Source organism: Aeromonas sp. ASNIH8, assembly GCF_002919855.1.
GTDB classification, from domain to species: Bacteria; Pseudomonadota; Gammaproteobacteria; order Enterobacterales; family Aeromonadaceae; genus Aeromonas; species Aeromonas caviae.
On record NZ_PQLN01000007.1, the window covers coordinates 46916 to 64188 of the forward strand.

At 60.0% G+C, this 17273-nt stretch carries 15 protein-coding genes and 1 other RNA gene; 4 read left to right on the forward strand and 12 right to left on the reverse strand.

Annotation, left to right across the window (positions count from 1 at the left end; genetic code table 11):
• Positions 1–57: 57 nt before the first annotated feature.
• The 12 genes from nuoJ to C3418_RS03500 all read right to left on the reverse strand — a co-directional run bounded on the left by nuoJ (position 58) and on the right by C3418_RS03500 (position 12558).
• Positions 58–597 carry an NADH-quinone oxidoreductase subunit J gene (nuoJ, locus tag C3418_RS03445; RefSeq protein WP_010675035.1) on the reverse strand — a complete coding sequence of 180 codons (540 nt, stop codon included), beginning with the start codon at positions 595–597 and terminating at the stop codon, positions 58–60.
• A gap of 9 nt (positions 598–606) precedes the next feature.
• Complete coding sequence (nuoI, locus tag C3418_RS03450; protein WP_010675034.1) at positions 607–1149, reverse strand: NADH-quinone oxidoreductase subunit NuoI; 543 nt, start codon at positions 1147–1149, stop codon at positions 607–609.
• Positions 1150–1239: 90 nt separating this feature from the next.
• Positions 1240–2205: an NADH-quinone oxidoreductase subunit NuoH gene (nuoH, locus tag C3418_RS03455; protein ID WP_103857953.1), complete on the reverse strand. Its 966-nt coding sequence runs from the start codon at positions 2203–2205 to the stop codon at positions 1240–1242.
• Positions 2202–4931: an NADH-quinone oxidoreductase subunit NuoG gene (nuoG, locus tag C3418_RS03460; RefSeq protein ID WP_103857954.1), complete on the reverse strand. Its 2730-nt coding sequence runs from the start codon at positions 4929–4931 to the stop codon at positions 2202–2204. Before nuoG ends, nuoH begins: the two co-directional genes overlap by 4 nt.
• A 57-nt stretch (positions 4932–4988) precedes the next feature.
• On the reverse strand, positions 4989–6374 hold the full coding sequence (gene nuoF, locus C3418_RS03465) for an NADH-quinone oxidoreductase subunit NuoF (RefSeq protein WP_103857955.1): 1386 nt from the start codon (positions 6372–6374) through the stop codon (positions 4989–4991).
• Positions 6371–6910 carry an NADH-quinone oxidoreductase subunit NuoE gene (gene nuoE / locus C3418_RS03470; protein ID WP_010675030.1) on the reverse strand — a complete coding sequence of 180 codons (540 nt, stop codon included), beginning with the start codon at positions 6908–6910 and terminating at the stop codon, positions 6371–6373. The genes nuoF and nuoE overlap by 4 nt, the downstream gene beginning before the upstream one ends.
• Positions 6911–6982: 72 nt before the next feature.
• Positions 6983–8788, reverse strand: coding sequence for an NADH-quinone oxidoreductase subunit C/D (gene nuoC / locus C3418_RS03475; protein WP_041211563.1), 1806 nt, complete (start codon positions 8786–8788; stop codon positions 6983–6985).
• A gap of 2 nt (positions 8789–8790) precedes the next feature.
• Positions 8791–9465 carry an NADH-quinone oxidoreductase subunit B family protein gene (locus tag C3418_RS03480; RefSeq protein ID WP_103857956.1) on the reverse strand — a complete coding sequence of 225 codons (675 nt, stop codon included), beginning with the start codon at positions 9463–9465 and terminating at the stop codon, positions 8791–8793.
• 29 nt (positions 9466–9494) lie between these two features.
• Positions 9495–9899 carry an NADH-quinone oxidoreductase subunit A gene (locus C3418_RS03485; protein WP_039038710.1) on the reverse strand — a complete coding sequence of 135 codons (405 nt, stop codon included), beginning with the start codon at positions 9897–9899 and terminating at the stop codon, positions 9495–9497.
• Positions 9900–10155: 256 nt separating this feature from the next.
• A complete protein-coding gene (locus tag C3418_RS03490) occupies positions 10156–11031 on the reverse strand; it encodes a flagellar motor protein MotB (protein WP_010675026.1) in 876 nt (291 codons plus the stop codon).
• A complete protein-coding gene (locus tag C3418_RS03495) occupies positions 11009–11767 on the reverse strand; it encodes a flagellar motor protein (protein WP_039038709.1) in 759 nt (252 codons plus the stop codon). The genes C3418_RS03490 and C3418_RS03495 overlap by 23 nt, the downstream gene beginning before the upstream one ends.
• A gap of 662 nt (positions 11768–12429) precedes the next feature.
• A non-coding RNA gene (locus C3418_RS03500) (RtT sRNA) lies at positions 12430–12558 on the reverse strand.
• 535 nt (positions 12559–13093) lie between these two features.
• On the opposite strand from C3418_RS03500, the gene C3418_RS03505 reads away from it, so the two are divergent.
• The 4 genes from C3418_RS03505 to C3418_RS03520 are packed head-to-tail and all read left to right on the forward strand — an operon-like array spanning position 13094 to position 17165.
• On the forward strand, positions 13094–13684 hold the full coding sequence (locus tag C3418_RS03505) for a restriction endonuclease subunit S (protein ID WP_181023058.1): 591 nt from the start codon (positions 13094–13096) through the stop codon (positions 13682–13684).
• Positions 13685–13734: 50 nt separating this feature from the next.
• Positions 13735–15258, forward strand: a complete 1524-nt coding sequence (locus C3418_RS03510) for a type I restriction-modification system subunit M (protein WP_103857958.1) — start codon at positions 13735–13737, stop codon at positions 15256–15258.
• The gene (locus C3418_RS03515; protein WP_103857959.1) at positions 15248–16477 is read left to right on the forward strand and encodes a restriction endonuclease subunit S; all 1230 of its coding nucleotides are present in this window, start codon (positions 15248–15250) and stop codon (positions 16475–16477) included. The genes C3418_RS03510 and C3418_RS03515 overlap by 11 nt, the downstream gene beginning before the upstream one ends.
• Position 16478: 1 nt before the next feature.
• Positions 16479–17165, forward strand: a complete 687-nt coding sequence (locus tag C3418_RS03520) for a UPF0149 family protein (protein WP_103857960.1) — start codon at positions 16479–16481, stop codon at positions 17163–17165.
• The last annotated feature ends 108 nt before the right edge of the window (positions 17166–17273 follow it).

Below are 17273 nucleotides of genomic sequence, written 5' to 3' on the forward strand. Positions count from 1 at the left end.
GGATGGAAAGGGGGCGGGCTGCCGGCAGCGAGCCATGCCTCACCACGGGGATGTCGCTCATTGCTGACCTCCTTCCTGTGTGGTGCGAGGCACGGAGAGCACTTCCCCGCTCTTGTCCTCGCGGCCCAGGTGATAGGCGGTGACCAGACCCGCCAGCAGCAGGATGGAGGCGAGCTCCACCGCCAGCACATAGGGGCCGAACAGGGCGATACCGACCTCCTTGGCGCTGACCTCGGTCAGACCCAGTTCACCGCCGGTCACGCCGAGAATGCCGTGGGCCAGAAAGCCCAGCAAAATGAGGGAGAGCAGGGCCGGGCCACCCCAGGTCATGGGGGTGAGCCACTTCTTCTCCTGATCCTGGGCGCTCCCCAGGTTCAGCATCATCACCACGAACACGAACAGCACCATGATGGCGCCGGCGTAGACGATCACCTGCAGGGCCCCCGCAAAGGCGGCGCCCAGGCAGAAGAAGATCATGGCCACGGCGATGAGGGAGATGATGAGATTGAGCAGCGCATGCATGGGGTTGCTGGTGCTGATCACCCGCAGCGTGCTGTAAACGGCGACCAGGGCCGCGGCATAGAATGCCAGTTCCATGATTGACTCCTAGGGCAGCAGGCTCTTGACATCGATGGGCTTGGCTTCGTTCTCGGCATCCCCTTTGGGTTTGCCGTCGATGGCCATCCCGCTCATGCGGTAGAAGTTGTAGTCCGGGTATTTGCCGGGGCCGCTTATCAGCAGATCTTCCTTCTCGTACACCAGATCCTGGCGACGATACTCCCCCATCTCGAAATCCGGCGTCAGCTGGATGGCGGTGGTGGGGCAGGCCTCCTCGCACAGGCCGCAGAAGATGCAGCGGGAGAAGTTGATGCGAAAGAACTCCGGGTACCAGCGGCCATCTTCCCGCTCCGACTTCTGCAAGGAGATGCAACCGACCGGGCAGGCGACCGCACACAGGTTGCACGCCACGCAGCGTTCGTCGCCATCGGGATCCCGGGTCAGTACGATGCGACCGCGAAAACGGGGGGCGGCGTAGACCGGCTGCTCCGGGTAGCTCAGGGTTTCACGGGGGCGCCAGGCATGGGAGAAGACCATCCCAAGACTGCGCAACTGGGTGCCAACACCCTTGATAATGCTCGTAATTTTCATAGGTGCCTCACTGCACATTTATCAGCACTGGCGTCTGAGCGTTTCCTTGCCGCAGACGGCCGAATCATCGTCATGTCCATCTCGTTTTGCTCACGCATTCATCAGCACCACGGCAGCGGTGACCAGCATGTTGAGCAGGGTCAGGGGCAGGCACACTTTCCAGCCAAAGGACATCACCTGGTCGAAGCGCGGGCGGGGCAGGGAGGCCCGCAGCAGGATGAAGAACACCATGAAACAGGCTGTCTTCAGGGCGAACCAGATGAAGGGCGGCAGCCAGGGGCCGTGCCAGCCACCGAAGAAGAGGGTCACGATGAGGGAAGAGATCAGCACGATGCCGATGTACTCCCCCACGAAGAAGAGACCCCACTTCATGCCCGCGTACTCGATGTGATAGCCGTCGGCGAGCTCCTGCTCGGCCTCCGGCTGGTCAAACGGGTGGCGGTGGGTGACGGCGACCCCGGCAAACAGGAAGGTGATGAAGCCCAGGATCTGGGGGATCACGTTCCACATGCCGGCCTGGGCCTCGACGATGTCACGCAGGTTGAAGCTGCCGGTCTGGATGACGATGCCCATGAGCGAGAGGCCAAGGAACACCTCGTAGGAGAGGGTCTGGGCCGAGGCGCGCAGGCTGCCGAGCAGGGAGTACTTGTTGTTGCTCGACCAGCCGGCGAACAGCACGGCATAGACCGCCAGCCCGGCGATCGCCAGGATATAGAGCAGCCCCACGTTGAGATCCGCCACGCCCCAGGTGGGGGTGATGGGCACCACCGCAAACGCCAGGATGAAGGCGGTGAAGGCGATGATGGGGGCCAGCACGAAGATCCGGCGATCCGCAAAGGGCGGGATCCAGTCCTCCTTGAAGAACATCTTGACCATGTCGGCCGCCAGTTGCAGCAGGCCGAAGGGGCCAACCCGGTTGGGGCCGTAACGGTCCTGCCACAGTGCCAGCAGGCGGCGCTCAATGAAGCTCATGAAGGCGCCGGCCCCCACGATCCCCACGAGCACGACCAGGGCCTTGCCGACCTCGATCAGCAGATCCATCAGAGAGTCGCTCATGCGATGACCTCCTGCAGGTTATCGATCAGGGCGTGGTGCAGGGCGGTCGGCAGGCCGTTCACCCCGAGTGGCAACCCTGCCAGGCCCGGAGCCAGCGCATCGCTCAGGCGAAGACGCAGGCGCCAGTGGTTGCCACCCCAGGAGAAGGCCACCAGTGCGTCAGGGGACAGTGCCAGGCGTGCGGCATCCGCCGGGTTCAGTACCAGGGTGGGTTCCCCCATGCGAGCCTGGATGACCGGGCTTCTGGCGGAGAGCTCCTCGCCACCGAACAGCTGGTCATAGCTCACCACCTGGAGGGATGCGGCGGGCAGGAAGGGGGCCGGGATGGCGCCAAACCAGCCCAGGTTGCCTTCGCCCGGCTCCAGCAGGCGGCGACCGGGATCCCCGGCACGCAGGTTGCCACCCACCTCGTCCTGGAACTTGTTCCAGGCGGAGGGGGAGTTCCAGCCCGGCGCCCAGGCAAACGGTACCTGGGAGAGGGGCTGGCGGGCACCGGCGTAGCCTTCCATGGAGAAGGCGAACGGTGAATCGGGATCCTGGGCGACTCTGGGCTCGCTCACGTTCTGGTTCGCCAGCATGGAGGTGCGACCACTGTAGCGGTGCGGCTCGCGGGCGAGCTTCATGCCGCGGATGCGCAGGCCGGCGTTGGGAGCAGGCTCGCGCATGGTGCTGAGCTGCGGGGTGCTGGCGGCGCACTCGGCGCTCACGTCGTCGAAGGTGCTCCAGCGCAGGGGCTTGCGCGCCAGCGTCCCCTGCAGGGCGGCCAGCCAGCGCCAGCCCTCGCGCACCTGGATGTCGGCGTCGTAGAAGGCGGGGGAATAGACCTGGAAGAAGCGCTGGGCGCGGCCTTCCATGTTGATAAGCGTCCCGTCGCCTTCGGCGAAGCTGGCGGCGGGCAGCACCAGGCTCGCCTTCTTGGCGGTCTGGGTGTCCTGGTGGTCCACCAGCAGTAGGTGCTGCAGGCGATCCAGGGCGGCATCCACCCGGCTGCGCGGCGCACGGCGGTAGAGATCGTTCTCAAGCACCACCAGGGCGAGCTGCTCCTCCCTTTCGATACGCTCGAGGGCGCTCTCCAGCGGGGCGGCATCCCGGGCCAGCATGGCCAGCCCCAGGCTGTTGGCCTCCTGGGCCACCAGGGCGAGCTCCACGGCCTGGCCGCGGCCCTTGAGGGCGCGGGCGATGTTGCTGGCCGCCTCGATCAGCGCCAGTGAACGGGCACCATTGCCTGCGATGATGAGGGGCTTCCTGGCGCTGCCCAGCAGTTCGGCCCAGCGGGTGGCCAGGGCCTGCTGCTCGGGGGCGAGATCCGTCGGCGCCGGGGCGGTGCCGTCAAGCAGGTGCGCGATGGCAAAGCCGAGGCGCGCCTGATCCGCGTGAGGGGCGTGCAGGGTGCCGCTCGCCACGTCGTCCAGACGGGTGGCGTCCAGGCTGGTGATGAGCAGGGGATAGCGCTCGTTCTGGGCCAGGGTCTGCACCGCAGCGACCTGCCAGAGATCCACCTTCAGCTTGCGGGCGATCTCGCGGCCCTTGCCCTTGACCGCCTGGCGCAGGGCCAGGGCGATGCGGGCGGCAGTCTGGGTGACGTCCTCGCCGAGCACCAGCACGGCGTCGGCCTCCTCCATGTCGCGCAGGCTGGGGGTGCGCACACCGCTCTGCTCCAGGATCTGCAGCATCTTCTGCAGGCAGGCCCACTCGCTCTGCTCAACACCAGAGTAGAAGTTGGCGGCGCCCACCAGCTCGCGCAGGGCGAAGTTGCTCTCAAGAGACGCGCGGGGCGAGCCGATGCCGATGACGCCGGAGGCGGTGCGCAGGGCGTCCGCGGCGCGGTTCAGGGCACCGTCCACCGTGATGGCCAGCTTGTCGCCGCCATCTTGCAAGAGGGGCTGGCGGGGACGGTCGGCCAGGTTGACGTGACCGTAGCCGAAGCGGCCGCGATCGCACAGGAAGTAGTGGTTGAGGGCGCCGTGGAAGCGGTTTTCGATGCGGCGCAGCTCGCCGTAGCGCTCACCCGGGCTGATGTTGCAGCCAACCGAGCACCCCTGGCAGATGCTGGGGGCGAACTGCATGTCCCACTTGCGGTTGTAGCGCTCGGAGTGGGTCTTGTCAGTGAAGACGCCGGTGGGGCAGACCTCCACCAGGTTGCCGGAGAACTCGCTCTCCAGGGTGCCATCCTCGACCCGGCCGAAGTAGACGTTGTCGTGGGCGCCATAGACCCCGAGATCCTCGCCGCCGGCGTAATCCTTGTAGTAGCGCACGCAGCGGTAGCAGGCGATGCAGCGGTTCATCTCGTGGTTGATGAAGGGGCCCAGATCCTGGTTCTGGTGGGTGCGCTTGGTGAAACGATAGCGGCGGCTGTTGTGGCCGGTCATCACCGTCATGTCCTGCAGGTGACAGGCGCCGCCCTCTTCACACACCGGGCAGTCGTGGGGGTGGTTGGTCATCTGCCACTCCACCACCGTCTTGCGAAACTCCTTCGCCTCTTCGTCCTCGATGGAGATATAGGTGCCATCGGTGGAGGGGGTCATGCAGGACATGACCAGGCGGCCGCGCTTGTCGTCGGCATTCTGATACTGTTTGACCGCGCACTGGCGGCAGGCACCGACGCTACCCAGCGCCGGGTGCCAGCAAAAATAGGGGACGTCCAGACCCAGCGACAGACAGGCTTGCAGCAGGTTGTCTGCCCCGTCTACCTCGTACTCTTTACCGTCTACATGAATGGTTGCCATACAACTTCCCTGAAACCTGTTTTATGAAATCGGCTATTGCCCGATGCGTCCTGGCGCTTACCAGCGCTCGCCCAGCAGGTTGGGCTGGATACCCTTGAACAGCTTGTGATTGTCGTGGGGCGCCTTGACCCCGGCCTCGAATTCGGACCGGAAGTACTTCATCGCACTGCCAAGGGGCTCGACGGCGCCGGGGGCATGGGCGCAGAAGGTCTTGCCCGGGCCGAGGAAACTGACCAGCTGCTCCAGGGTGGCGAGATCCTCGGGTTGGCCCTCGCCCCGCTCCAGCGCCCGCAGCAGCTTGACGCTCCAGGGCAGGCCGTCGCGGCAGGGGGTGCACCAGCCGCAGGATTCGCGGGCGAAGAACTCCTCCATGTTGCGCAAGAGGCTCACCATGTTGATGCTGTCGTCCACCGCCATGGCGAGGCCCGTTCCCATCCGGGTGCCGACCTTGCCGATGCCGCCGGCATACATCTGGGCATCCAGGTGCTCGGGCAGCAGGAAGCCGGTACCGGCGCCGCCAGGCTGCCAGGCTTTCAGGCGATAACCGGGCTTCATGCCGCCGGCATAGTGCTCGAACAGCTCGCGGGCCGTGATGCCAAAGGGCAGCTCCCAGAGGCCGGGGTTGTTCACCTTGCCGGAGAAGCCCATCAGCTTGGTGCCGTGATCCTCGGAGCCAGGCAGCGCCAGTCCCTTGTACCATTCGACACCGTTGCCGATGATGGCGGGCACGTTGCACAGGGTCTCGACGTTGTTGACGCAGGTGGGCTTGCCCCAGACGCCGGAGACGGCGGGGAAGGGGGGCTTGGCGCGCGGGTTGGCGCGCCGTCCTTCCAGGGAGTTGATAAGCGCCGTCTCTTCGCCGCAGATGTAGCGACCGGCGCCGGTGTGGACGAACAGCTCGAAGTCAAAGCCCGAGCCCAGGATGTTCTTGCCGAGGAGCCCCGCGGCCTTGGCCTCTTCCACGGCGCGGCGCAGGTGGATGGCGGCATCCACGTACTCGCCGCGCAAGAAGATGTAGCCACGGTAGGCCTTGAGGGCCTTGGCCGAGATGATCATCCCCTCGATCAGCAGGTGGGGCAGCTGCTCCATCAGCAGCCGATCCTTGTAGGTGTTCGGCTCCATCTCGTCGGCGTTGCAGAGCAGGTAACGGATGCTCATGCTCTCGTCCTTGGGCATCAGGCCCCACTTCACCCCGGTGGAGAAGCCGGCGCCGCCGCGCCCCTTGAGGCCGGCGTCCTTGACGGTGCTGACGATGTCGTCCGGGCTCATCTGGCTCAGCGCCTTGCGGGCGGCCTCGTAGCCCTGCTTGGCCTGGTACTCCTCGAGCCAGACCGGCTGGCCGTCGTCCCGCAGGCGCCAGGTGAGCGGGTGAGTCTCGGCGGCGCGGGGGATGCGGTTGGCGGTGCCGAGGGAGGCGAGTGTCTTGCCTGGCTGGATGCTCATGGGTAGGCCTCCAAGGTCTTGAGCAGGCTGACGGCGTCGAGCCCGCCGTAGGTGTCGTCATCGATCATGATGGCCGGCCCCTTGTCGCAGTTGCCGAGACAGCAGACGGGCAGCAGGGTGAAACGACCGTCCGGGGAGGTCTGGCCGGGGGCCAGATTGACGACCTCTTTCAGACCGGCCAGCAGCTGCTCGTGGCCGTTGATGTAGCAGACCATGCTGTCGCAGACGCGGATGATGTGACGACCCACCGGCTGGCGGAAGATCTGGCTGTAGAAGGTGGCGACCCCTTCCACGTCGCTGGCGGGGATGCCGAGCTCGGCGCCGATGGCGTGAATGGCGCCGTCAGGCACCCAGCCACGGGCCTGTTGCACTATCTTGAGCGCTTCGATGCTGGCTGCACGGGGATCTTCGTAGTGGTGTTTCTCGTGTTCGATGGCATCGCGCTCAGCCTGGCTCAGGACGAAATCTCCCTGCTGGCTGCTGCATGCCCCTTGCCCTTGTGGGGTCTGGTTATTGTGACACTGACATTGGCTCATGACTTGACCTTTTGTGGCTTGTCCCTTTACTGCGCGTCTTGCCCTTCGCCCCGGCTGCCGGGGCGAGAGGACTCAACGATCCACATCTGACATAACGAAATCGATACTGCCTAGGTAGACGATAAGATCCGACACCATCTGGCCGCGGATCACCGAGGGGATCTGCTGCAGGTGAGCAAAGCTCGGGGTGCGGATCCGGGTCCGGTAGCTCATGGTGGAGCCGTCGCTGGTCAGGTAATAGCTGTTGACCCCCTTGGTCGCCTCTATCATCTGGAAGGACTCGGCGGCCGGCATGACAGGCCCCCAGGAGACTTGCAGGAAGTGAGTGATCAGGGTTTCGATGTCCTGCAGGGTGCGCTCTTTGGGCGGTGGCGTGGTGAGCGGGTGATCCGCCTTGAAGGGGCCCTCAGGCATGTTTTTCATGCACTGCTCGATAATGGACAGGCTCTGGCGGATCTCCTCGATGCGCACGGTGGCGCGGTCGTAGGCGTCCCCGTTGCTACCCACCGGCACCTCGAACTCGAACTGATCGTAACCGGAATAGGGGCGCCATTTGCGCACGTCAAAGTTGAGCCCCGTGGCCCGCAGACCGCCCCCCGTGGTGCCCCAGGCCAGGGCCTGGGCCGTGTTGTAGGCGGCGACGCCTATGGTGCGGCCCCGCAGTATGCTGTTGCGCATGGCCGCCTTTTCATACTCCATCAACCGCTTGGGCAGCCAGCTCAACAGGTTGTCCTGGATGAGGCGGGTCCAGCCGGCAGGCAGATCGTGGGCCACGCCGCCGATGCGGAACCAGGCCGGGTGCATGCGGGCCCCGGTGATGGCCTCGATGATGGTGTAGATCTTCTGGCGGTCCGTGAAGGTGAAGAAGACCGGGGTCATGGCCCCCACGTCCTGAATGTAGGTGCCAAGGAACAGCAGGTGGCTCTGGATACGGAACAGCTCCGCCATCATCACCCGGATCATGTCGACCCGCGCCGGCACCTTGATGCCGGCCAGCTTCTCGACCGCCAGCACATAGGGCAGGTTGTTCATCACGCCGCCCAGGTATTCGACCCGGTCGGTGTAGGGGATGTAGCTGTGCCAGGACTGGCGCTCGCCCATCTTCTCGGCGCCGCGGTGGTGATAGCCGATGTCGGGCACGCAGTCGCGGATCTCTTCCCCGTCGAGTTGCAGCACTAGGCGGAAGGCGCCGTGGGCGGAGGGGTGGTTCGGCCCGAGGTTCAGGAACATGTAGTCCTCGTTCTCGTTGCCGCGGGCCATGCCCCACTCTTCCGGCTTGAACAGCAGGTTGTCCTGCTCCTGATCCTGCTTGACCGCATCGAGCATGAAGGGATCAAACTCGGTGGCGCGCGCCGGGTAGTCCTTGCGCAGGGGGTGCCCTTGCCAGCTCTTGGGCATCATGATGCGGGTCAGATGAGGGTGGCCATCGAAGGTGATCCCCATCAGATCCCACACTTCCCGCTCGTACCAGTTGGCGTTGGGGAAGTGGCGGCTGACGGTGGGCAGATGGAGATCGCTCTCCTTGAGCGCCACTTTCAGCATCACGTCGGCGTTACGGTCGATGGAGATGAGGTGATAGAAGACGGTAAAGTCGCTCTCTGGCAGGCCGTGGCGATGGCTGCGCATCCGTTCGTCGGTGGCGCTGAGATCGAACAGCATCACGAAGGGGGAGGGCAGCTTTTGCAAGAAGCCCATCACGTCCAGCAGCAGATCCCGGGAGAGCCAGATGACCGGCACGCCGGTACGGGTACTCTGCACGGTGAAGCGCTCGGCACCGAAGTGGGCGAACAGCTCGCCGACCACCTGGGCATCGGCGTGATCGGCGGTTTGCCACTGGGCCATGGTGTAATTGCTTGGGAATTCTCGAGTCAGTTTCATGATCAGATCTCATCCGGCGTGCGCAGGTTGGTCACGTTGATCCGCTCGCCGCGCTTGCGTTCCTTCTCGGATTGCACCTGGGGACGGTAGATCCCCTGATCCCCCACCACCCAGGAGAGGGGGCGGCGTTCCTTGCCGATGGACTCCTGCAGCAGCATCAGGGCTTGCAGGAAGGCCTCGGGGCGGGGCGGGCAGCCCGGGATGTAGACGTCGACCGGCAGGAACTTGTCGACGCCCTGTACCACGGAGTAGATGTCATACATGCCGCCGGAGTTAGCGCAGGCCCCCATGGAGATGACCCACTTGGGCTCGAGCAACTGCTCATAGAGCCGCTGGATGACAGGGGCCATCTTGATGAAGGGGGTGCCGGCAATCACCATGAAGTCGGCCTGACGGGGGGAGGCTCGTATGACCTCTGCGCCGAAGCGAGCCACGTCGTGGGGAGAGGTGAAGGCGGTACACATCTCCACGTAGCAGCAGGAGATGCCGAAGTTGTAGGGCCAGAGGGAGTTCTTGCGGCCCCAGTTGACGGTGTCTTGCAGCACCTCTTCGAGGCGCCCGATCATGATGCCGCGGGTCGCTTGCTGCGCCAGTGGATCATCGACGGTCTGGCGCTGTTCCTGGGGGTAGCGCTCAACGGGCGCATCCGGGTCAATCCGGGTCAGGGTGTACTTCATGGTGCAACCTCAAAGAGATAATCGGTAGTTCAGTCTGGTTTCTTGTCAGTCAGGACACGCTTTTTCGGGGCCCAGTCGAGGGCACCAATGCGCCACAGGTAGAGGAGGCCTACCAGCAGCAGGGTGATGAAGATGGTGGCTTCGATGAAGCCGACCCAGCCGCTCTCCCGAACGGAGACGGACCAGGCAAAGAGATAGAGGGCTTCGACATCGAAGATGACGAAGAACATGGCGACCAGGTAGAACTTGGCGGAGAAGCGCAGGCGGGCGTTGCCGACGGAATCCACCCCGGATTCGAAGGGTTTGTTCTTGGCACGGCCATAGGCGCGTCCCCCCAGCAAGGCCGCCAGGCCTATCATGGTCAAGCAGATACAGATGGCGCCAATGACATAGACAGCAAAAGCCCAGTGCTGGACGGCAATATCAGCAAACATATAGGTTTTTCCCTAACCAAATTAATCATGTGACTTAACAATGACGTTACGTAGTATGCCACTTTCGTACTGATTTACATGTCATTTCAAAGGATTAATTATTAATCAACGGGATGAAAATTGTGTTTTGCTAGCGGGGTCAACTTTCTCGTTTGAGAATTGTTTTCAATCGTTTTTATGTAGCAGAAAAAAAACGGATAGTTTGAAAATCCGGTGGATGGCAGGAAACAAAAGACCCCGCATGGCGGGGTCTGTTTCAGGGTTGGAGAACGGGGAGGCTCTGCTCTGCCGCCTTGCCCTGGGAGAGCACGATCTCCACCCGGCGGTTGGCCTGGCGGTGAGCCGGGGTATCGTTCGGATAACGGGGTTGGGTATCCGCCACCCCCTGGGCGATCAGCCGTCGTGAATCCAGTTTGGGGTTGGTCAGCAGGGTGTGGGTGATGGTGGCCGCCCGCAGCACCGACAGCTCCCAGTTGTTGCGATAGAGCTCCACCGGCGCCTGGGAGTTGTCGGTGTGACCGGTGACCACCACCATGCCGGGAATGTCCGCCAGCACGTCCGAGACCTTGTTGACCAGGGGAATGAACTGGGGCTGCAAGAAGGCGGAGTCGGCCGGGAACAAGGTCTTCTCGCCGATGCGGATCACCAGTTGGCTGCCAAGCTGCTCCACCTCGATCTCCTTGGACTCGATTTGGCTCTTGAGCTGCTGATCCAGCTTCTGCTTGGTGACCGTGACCCAATCCTGCTCCTTGGTCTTGTGGGGCCAGGACTCCGTGGCCGTAGGTTTCTCCGAGGAGCCGATGGTCTCGTTGAAAGGGTCGGCCGCCGCTGCGGGCGTCTGGGTATCCAGCACCTGCTCTTTCTGGGAGGTATTGGGGGTGGTCTTGGACTCGGGTTCCAGTATGCCTGTGCCCCCCTGCATCACGGGGGAGCCGGCGGGAAGGGAAACCAGCCCTATCTTGCCAAGAGATTCGATAAAGCCCTGAATGAGCACGCGAGTCTCCGACTGCTTGGCCATGGCGAAGGAGTAGAGCACCACGAACAGGGCGAACAGCAGTGTCATGAAGTCGGCGTAGGAGACCAGCCAGCGTTCGTGGTTCTCCGGCGCCTCAGCCTTTTTCTTTTTCGCCACTGTGGCCTCCGAGGTAAGGCTCAAGGGTCACTTGCAGCCGTTGCTGTGACTCGCCGTCCACGATGCAGAGGATGCCGGTGAGGGTCATCTCCTTGTAGTGGCGGATCTGGTGGGCAAACGACTTGTAGCGGTTGCCGAAGGGCAGGAAGATGAGGTTGGCGGCCGACACCCCGTAGATGGTGGCGATAAAGGCCACCGCGATGGCGCCCCCCAGCTTGTCGGGGGCATCCAGCAGGCCCATGGCGTGAATGAGGCCAAATACGGCCCCGACGATCCCCATGGTCGGGCAGTAGCCCCCCATGGCCTCGTAGAATTTGACGGTCTGTTCGATATCTTCCTGCTCGAACTCGATCTCGTTTTCCAGTACCTCGTGGATTTTGGTCTTCTCGTAGCCATCGACCATCATCTGTACCCCTTTTTGCAGGAAGGGATCCTTGATGTCGTCGATCATGCCCTCCAGTGCCAGCATGCCACTGCGCCGTGCATTGCCCGCCAGGGTTTCAAGCAGTTGGGCCTGCTCCAGCATGTCGAGGCGCAGGGGAGTGATGAGCCACTTGAAGCGCTTGAGGGTTTTACCAACCACGGAGAAAGGAAACTGGGTCAGTGCGGCACCGACGGTACCGCCGATCACGATGAGAAAGGCGGGCAGATCGAGCAGGGCGCTGGGGTGCCCCCCTTCTATCATGTTGCCACCCAGAATGGCTGCCAGGGCCAGCAGCAAGCCAATAAGACTCATTTGTCCATATCCCTATGCGATGTGTGAGGCTAGTGTAGCCATTTAACTATCAGTTTTTCAAAACGATATCCAATCGGTGAGCAATATCCGAGAGGTTGCGCAGACCCGGTAGTGTCCGGTGGCATCGGCCTGTGCCGCCTGATCTGCAGAGCAGGTTGACGGTGCCGGCATGGCAGGACGAGGCGGTTATCCAAGTGATATCACAATATACTGTGCTATCTGTGAGAGGGTGTTGGTTATTTATATCGTCACTTTCTCTTTGATTGGCGTAATGCGCTATCAACGAGAGAGGGCTGGCTGCCCTCGGGGCATATCCCTTGTCGGCAGAGAGCAGAGAGCAGAGAGGCGGAAGGGGTGGGATTGGCTGGGCGGCACTTGGCCAGGTATCGCGGCAAGCCGTTTTTTCTGGCCCCGCCGATGACGGGTTTCTCCTGCCAGGGGGTTGGCAGACTCCTTGAAGCAAAAACCGACCCTGGGGTCGATTCTTCAAGCTGTAAGCTGGTTCGGGATTGACTCGCACCATCCCTGGCGCTCGCCCTGCGGGCGGCCTCTGGCCGTCCAGTCGGGCTATCCTGCCCGCCTGTCGACAGGGTTCGAACCGAGCCGCCCATCTTCGGAAGAAGTAAAAGGCCCCGTCTTGCGACGGGGCCTTTTACTTTATTTGGCGGTGAGGGAGGGATGATTCACCACTGCGTGGCTCACCCCTTCGGGGCGACCTGCGGCCGTTCATCGCAGCAAGCTGCTCTGCTCGAACCCGACGAGGCTTCTCACCCTCCCTCCATCGGCATCGGATGTTGCCATGTCACCAGATGCAAAAAACCGACCCTGAGGTCGGTTTTTACAATTTGGCGGTGAGGGAGGGATTCGAACCCTCGTTCTCGTACATTTCAGCACAAATATAACCTTCAATTTCAATAACTTACGCAATGTTTTATTGCAATAAAAGCTATGTAGTTGTCTCAGGTAATTGCTATGAGACTTATTGTACTTTTATATAGAAATTTAATTAAATGTCAACCACATAGGTTGTGGCAATTCACTGCGTTGTTGATCACGGACAATTAAGTTGGAAACCGTGATATTGCAGTTGGAAACTCAACGGCCCTGCAACAGCAAGGCCTTTTTATTTTGTGCGGTGAATATCTGTAATTAAATTACAAAAATGATCTCGGTTGGATCTTTCAAGCAGGTCATGGTCTACCTCTTGTCAATGGTACACATAAAAGCATCATTCACATTGATGCAAAAATAATAGGCGTTGATATTGACTCAGTAGCGTCAGATGCGACACACTGCAACTGCATCATTAACGATGAAGAGATTTTTGTGAAGCTGAACCAAATTGCCACCATCAGTGCTGGGCACCCCTATCGCGGCAAGATCCCGGAGATCGATTCCGGCAGCATGGCCGTGGTGCAGATGAGAGATGCCTCGCCAGAAGGGGGGGTTGACTGGTCTGCCTGCCTTCGTTCTGAGCCTACCAGCAAGAAGGAGCCTGATTGGCTGCAAACCGGCGATATCCTGGTGGCGGCCCGTGGCAGCACTAACTATGCCGTGCTGGTCGATACCGGGCTTGCATCATTGCCCGCCGTAGCCGCCCCTCACTTCTATGTGGTGCGGTTGCATAGCGAGGCGCTCAGTCCCGAATTTCTGGCCTGGCAGCTCAATCAGTCCCCTTGCCAGCGCTACTTCGAGCTTCACTCCGAAGGCAGCGCGGCAAAAAGTATTCGCCGTCAGGTGTTGGAGGAGGCCCCTATCGGTATCCCATCTCTTGCGAGACAGGCTGCCATCATGAAGCTGGCCCACAGCCTGCGTGAAGAACGGAGCCTGATGCAACAACTGCAACGTAACGGCGAGCAGATGATGCAGGCCATCGCTGCCAGCCTGCTCGAACAATCCGATCAGCCAGCGAAATAGTTTCGCTGAGCAGCCCATTTTTCCAAGAAATACCCAAGGAATTGTGACTTATGACTACCTCGATAAACCAGGACGATATCAACAAGGCCCTCTGGTCTGCCTGCGATACCTTCCGGGGCACCATCAGTGCCGATACTTATAAAGATTTCGTGCTCACCATGCTGTTCCTGAAATACATCTCGGATGTCTGGCAGGATCACTACGATGGCTACAAGGCCGAATATGGCGATGAGCCGGAGCTCATTGAAGAGATGCTCAAAAACGAGCGCTTCGTGTTGCCCAAACAGGCCAGTTTCTACAGTCTGTTCGAGCGTCGTCACGAGCCGGGCAATGGCGAGCGGATCGATCAGGCGCTGCACGCCATCGAAGAGGCCAACGGTACCAAGCTCAAAGACGCGGGCAAGAGCGTGTTTCAGGACATCAGCTTCAATACCGACCGCCTCGGCGAAGAGAAGCAGAAGAACACCATACTGCGCCACCTGATGGAAGACTTTGCTAAGGATGAGCTCAACCTCAAGCCCAGCCGGGTCGGCACCCTGGATGTGATCGGCAACGCTTATGAGTACCTTATCAAGAACTTCGCTGCCAGCGGCGGCCAGAAGGCGGGGGAGTTCTATACCCCGCCCGAAGTCTCCGATCTTATCGCCGAGTTGCTGGAGCCGATGCCGGGCGACACCATCTGCGATCCGGCCTGTGGCTCGGGGTCGCTGTTGATGAAGTGCGGCCGCAAGGTGGTGGCAAACCATGGCGAGAAGCACTACGCCCTCTACGGGCAGGAGGCCATCGGCTCTACCTGGTCGCTGGCCAAGATGAACATGTTCCTGCACGGGGAAGACAACCACAAGATCGAGTGGGGCGATACCATCCGCAACCCTAAGCTACTGGATAAAAACGGCGATCTGATGCGCTTTGATATCGTGACCGCCAACCCGCCCTTTTCGCTGGATAAATGGGGTTATGAGGAAGCGGGGAACGATAAGTTCGGTCGCTTCAAGCGCGGGCTCCCGCCCAAGACCAAGGGTGATTACGCCTTTATCCTCCATATGATTGAGACCCTCAAACCCAAGAGCGGCCGCATGGGGGTAGTGGTGCCCCACGGCGTGTTATTCCGGGGTTCCAGCGAGGGCAAGATTCGCCAGGCGCTTATCGACGAGAACCTGCTCGATGCGGTGATCGGCCTGCCGGAGAAACTCTTCTACGGCACCGGCATCCCCGCCGCCATCCTCATCTTTAAAAAGCAGAAGGTGGATGACAATGTGCTGTTTATCGATGCCAGCCGCGAGTTCAAGGCGGGTAAAAACCAGAACCTGTTAAGCGCGGACAATATCGCCAAGATTGTCGCTACCTATCGCAACGGCGGCAATGTCGATAAATACGCTTACCTTGCCTCGCTCAAAGAGATCAAGGAGAACGACTACAACCTCAATATCCCCCGCTATGTGGATACCTTCGAAGAAGAGGAGGAGATCGATCTGCTGGCGGTGCGGGCCGAGCGGGAACAACTGAAAATCCAACTGGCCGAGCTGGAAATCGAGATGGCCAAGTATCTGGAGGAGTTGGGTTATGGTGCCTAATGGGTGGAGTTTGGAAAGGTTTGACTCAGTTGCAGAGCTTATCCATGGGTTTCAATTTAGAGAGCATCATTTTTCTGATTCAGGTGTGCCGGTTATTAAGATTGGGAACATCTCAAATCTTAATGGAATAAATATAGCACAATGTTCATATATTCATGAGGCGATGGCAACAGAGTTTGCCAAATATATTGTCAATGCTGGTGATGTTTTAATGGCATTGACTGGTGGAACTTTGGGAAAAACTTGCAGAGTTCAAGACGATATAGTTCATTGTTTACAAAACTATCGAGTTGGAAACTTTAAACCTAAAGCAGGTTTGTTAGATAAGGGTTTTCTTTATTATTTTCTGACCTCGTCTACGGTTCAAAAAAGAATAGAGAATATTGTGAACGAAGCTGCTCAACCTAATGTTGGGAAAGCGGACTTTGAAAAAATAAAGGTACTAACTCCTCCACTCAACGAACAAAAGAAGATCGCCAAAATCCTCTCCACTTGGGATAAGGCGATCAGCACCACCGAGCAACTGCTGGCCAATAGCCAGCAGCAGAAAAAGGCGCTGATGCAGCAACTGCTCACCGGCAAAAAACGCCTGCTGGATAAGAATGGGGTGAGGTTTAGTGGGGAGTGGAAAAAGGTCACCCTCGACTCTGTCGCAGATATGAATAGCGGTGGCACTCCAAAATCTAGCATTGAAGAATACTACGGAGGAGATATCCCGTGGGTTTCCATAGCTGATATGACAAAGCATGGTAAATGGATATCCTCAACTGAGAGAAATATTTCAGAACTTGGCTTAGCAAACTCATCTGCCCGTCTTTATCCTGAAAATACTATTCTCTATGCAATGTATGCATCAATTGGTGAGTGCAGTATAGCGAAGGTGCCATTATGTTCTTCTCAAGCAATTCTTGGGATAAGACCAAAAAAATCTCTATATTTTGAATTCTTATACTTTTTTTTAGTGTCTTTAAAGGATGAAATAAAGCTTCAAGGGCAACAAGGAACACAAGCAAATCTTAATGCAGGGATGGTTAAGGGTTTTTCACTGAGACTTCCTTGTATTGAAGAACAACAAAAAATAGCCGACGTGCTCTCCACTACCGATCAAGAAATTGCAGCCCTGCAACAAAAGCTCGATGCCTTAAAGCAAGAGAAAAAAGCGCTGATGCAACAACTGCTGACCGGCAAACGGCGGGTCAAGGTCGAGGAGGCCGCTTAAGATGAATCCACTCACGATAGATGCCGCCGATGAGGCGGAGAACCTCTGGCTGGAAGCGCGCTTGCGCGAATATGGCAACCCCAATGCCGTTCGCAACCTCTCCGAGCTGGATGGCTTTCTGACTGCCGTTATCTCCAGCCCACAGCAGCCGCCCATTGACCGCTGGTGGCCCGCCATCTGGGGCGGGGTCGAGCCCGCATGGCGTGATCGGGCCGAGCGAGATCGCGTGATGCAACAGGTGATGATCCAGTTGGCGTTCCTCTCCTATGCCCTGACCGAGCAGCACGACGAGTTCGAGCCCATTTTTACCCTTGCCCCCAATATGGAGCCCCCCGTCGAGATCGCCAAATGGTGGTGTGCGGGTTATCTGCGCGGCGTGGCATTGGGCAACTGGCACGCGCTCCCCCATCCACAGCAAGAGGCGCTGGCGCTTATTCGCCTGCATGGCAGCGATGAGCAACTGGCGCAGTTGACCCGTCTCTCGCTGACGCAATACCAACAGAGCGTGGCCGAAGTGGGCCCTGCCGCGTTGAAATTGCACGCCTATTTTCTCGCCCAACGGGGGCCAAACAGGGGGCCTGTCGCGGTGCCATCGGTGAAACCGGCCAAGGCCCCTGCCAAGGTCGGGCGCAATGAGCCCTGCCCCTGTGGTAGCGGCAAGAAGTACAAGCAGTGCTGTTTGCACTGATCAGGCGCTCGGCCCGTACCCTCAGTGAGGGTGACGGCCAGGCGAATGGCGAGCCTTGGTTGCATCGCATCACCATAAAAATTAAATAAGATAAACAGTCAGTTAGGG

What these genes read in the sequence shown, in the direction of transcription:
- nuoJ (WP_010675035.1), bottom strand. Translation starts at nt 597, where the DNA reads ATGGAACTGGCATTCTATGCCGCGGCCCTGGTCGCCGTTTACAGCACG.
- nuoI (WP_010675034.1), bottom strand. Translation starts at nt 1,149, where the DNA reads ATGAAAATTACGAGCATTATCAAGGGTGTTGGCACCCAGTTGCGCAGT.
- nuoH (WP_103857953.1), bottom strand. Translation starts at nt 2,205, where the DNA reads ATGAGCGACTCTCTGATGGATCTGCTGATCGAGGTCGGCAAGGCCCTG.
- nuoG (WP_103857954.1), bottom strand. Translation starts at nt 4,931, where the DNA reads ATGGCAACCATTCATGTAGACGGTAAAGAGTACGAGGTAGACGGGGCA.
- nuoF (WP_103857955.1), bottom strand. Translation starts at nt 6,374, where the DNA reads ATGAGCATCCAGCCAGGCAAGACACTCGCCTCCCTCGGCACCGCCAAC.
- nuoE (WP_010675030.1), bottom strand. Translation starts at nt 6,910, where the DNA reads ATGAGCCAATGTCAGTGTCACAATAACCAGACCCCACAAGGGCAAGGG.
- nuoC (WP_041211563.1), bottom strand. Translation starts at nt 8,788, where the DNA reads ATGAAACTGACTCGAGAATTCCCAAGCAATTACACCATGGCCCAGTGG.
- C3418_RS03480 (WP_103857956.1), bottom strand. Translation starts at nt 9,465, where the DNA reads ATGAAGTACACCCTGACCCGGATTGACCCGGATGCGCCCGTTGAGCGC.
- C3418_RS03485 (WP_039038710.1), bottom strand. Translation starts at nt 9,899, where the DNA reads ATGTTTGCTGATATTGCCGTCCAGCACTGGGCTTTTGCTGTCTATGTC.
- C3418_RS03495 (WP_039038709.1), bottom strand. Translation starts at nt 11,767, where the DNA reads ATGAGTCTTATTGGCTTGCTGCTGGCCCTGGCAGCCATTCTGGGTGGC.
- C3418_RS03510 (WP_103857958.1), top strand. Translation starts at nt 13,735, where the DNA reads ATGACTACCTCGATAAACCAGGACGATATCAACAAGGCCCTCTGGTCT.
- C3418_RS03515 (WP_103857959.1), top strand. Translation starts at nt 15,248, where the DNA reads ATGGTGCCTAATGGGTGGAGTTTGGAAAGGTTTGACTCAGTTGCAGAG.
- C3418_RS03520 (WP_103857960.1), top strand. Translation starts at nt 16,479, where the DNA reads ATGAATCCACTCACGATAGATGCCGCCGATGAGGCGGAGAACCTCTGG.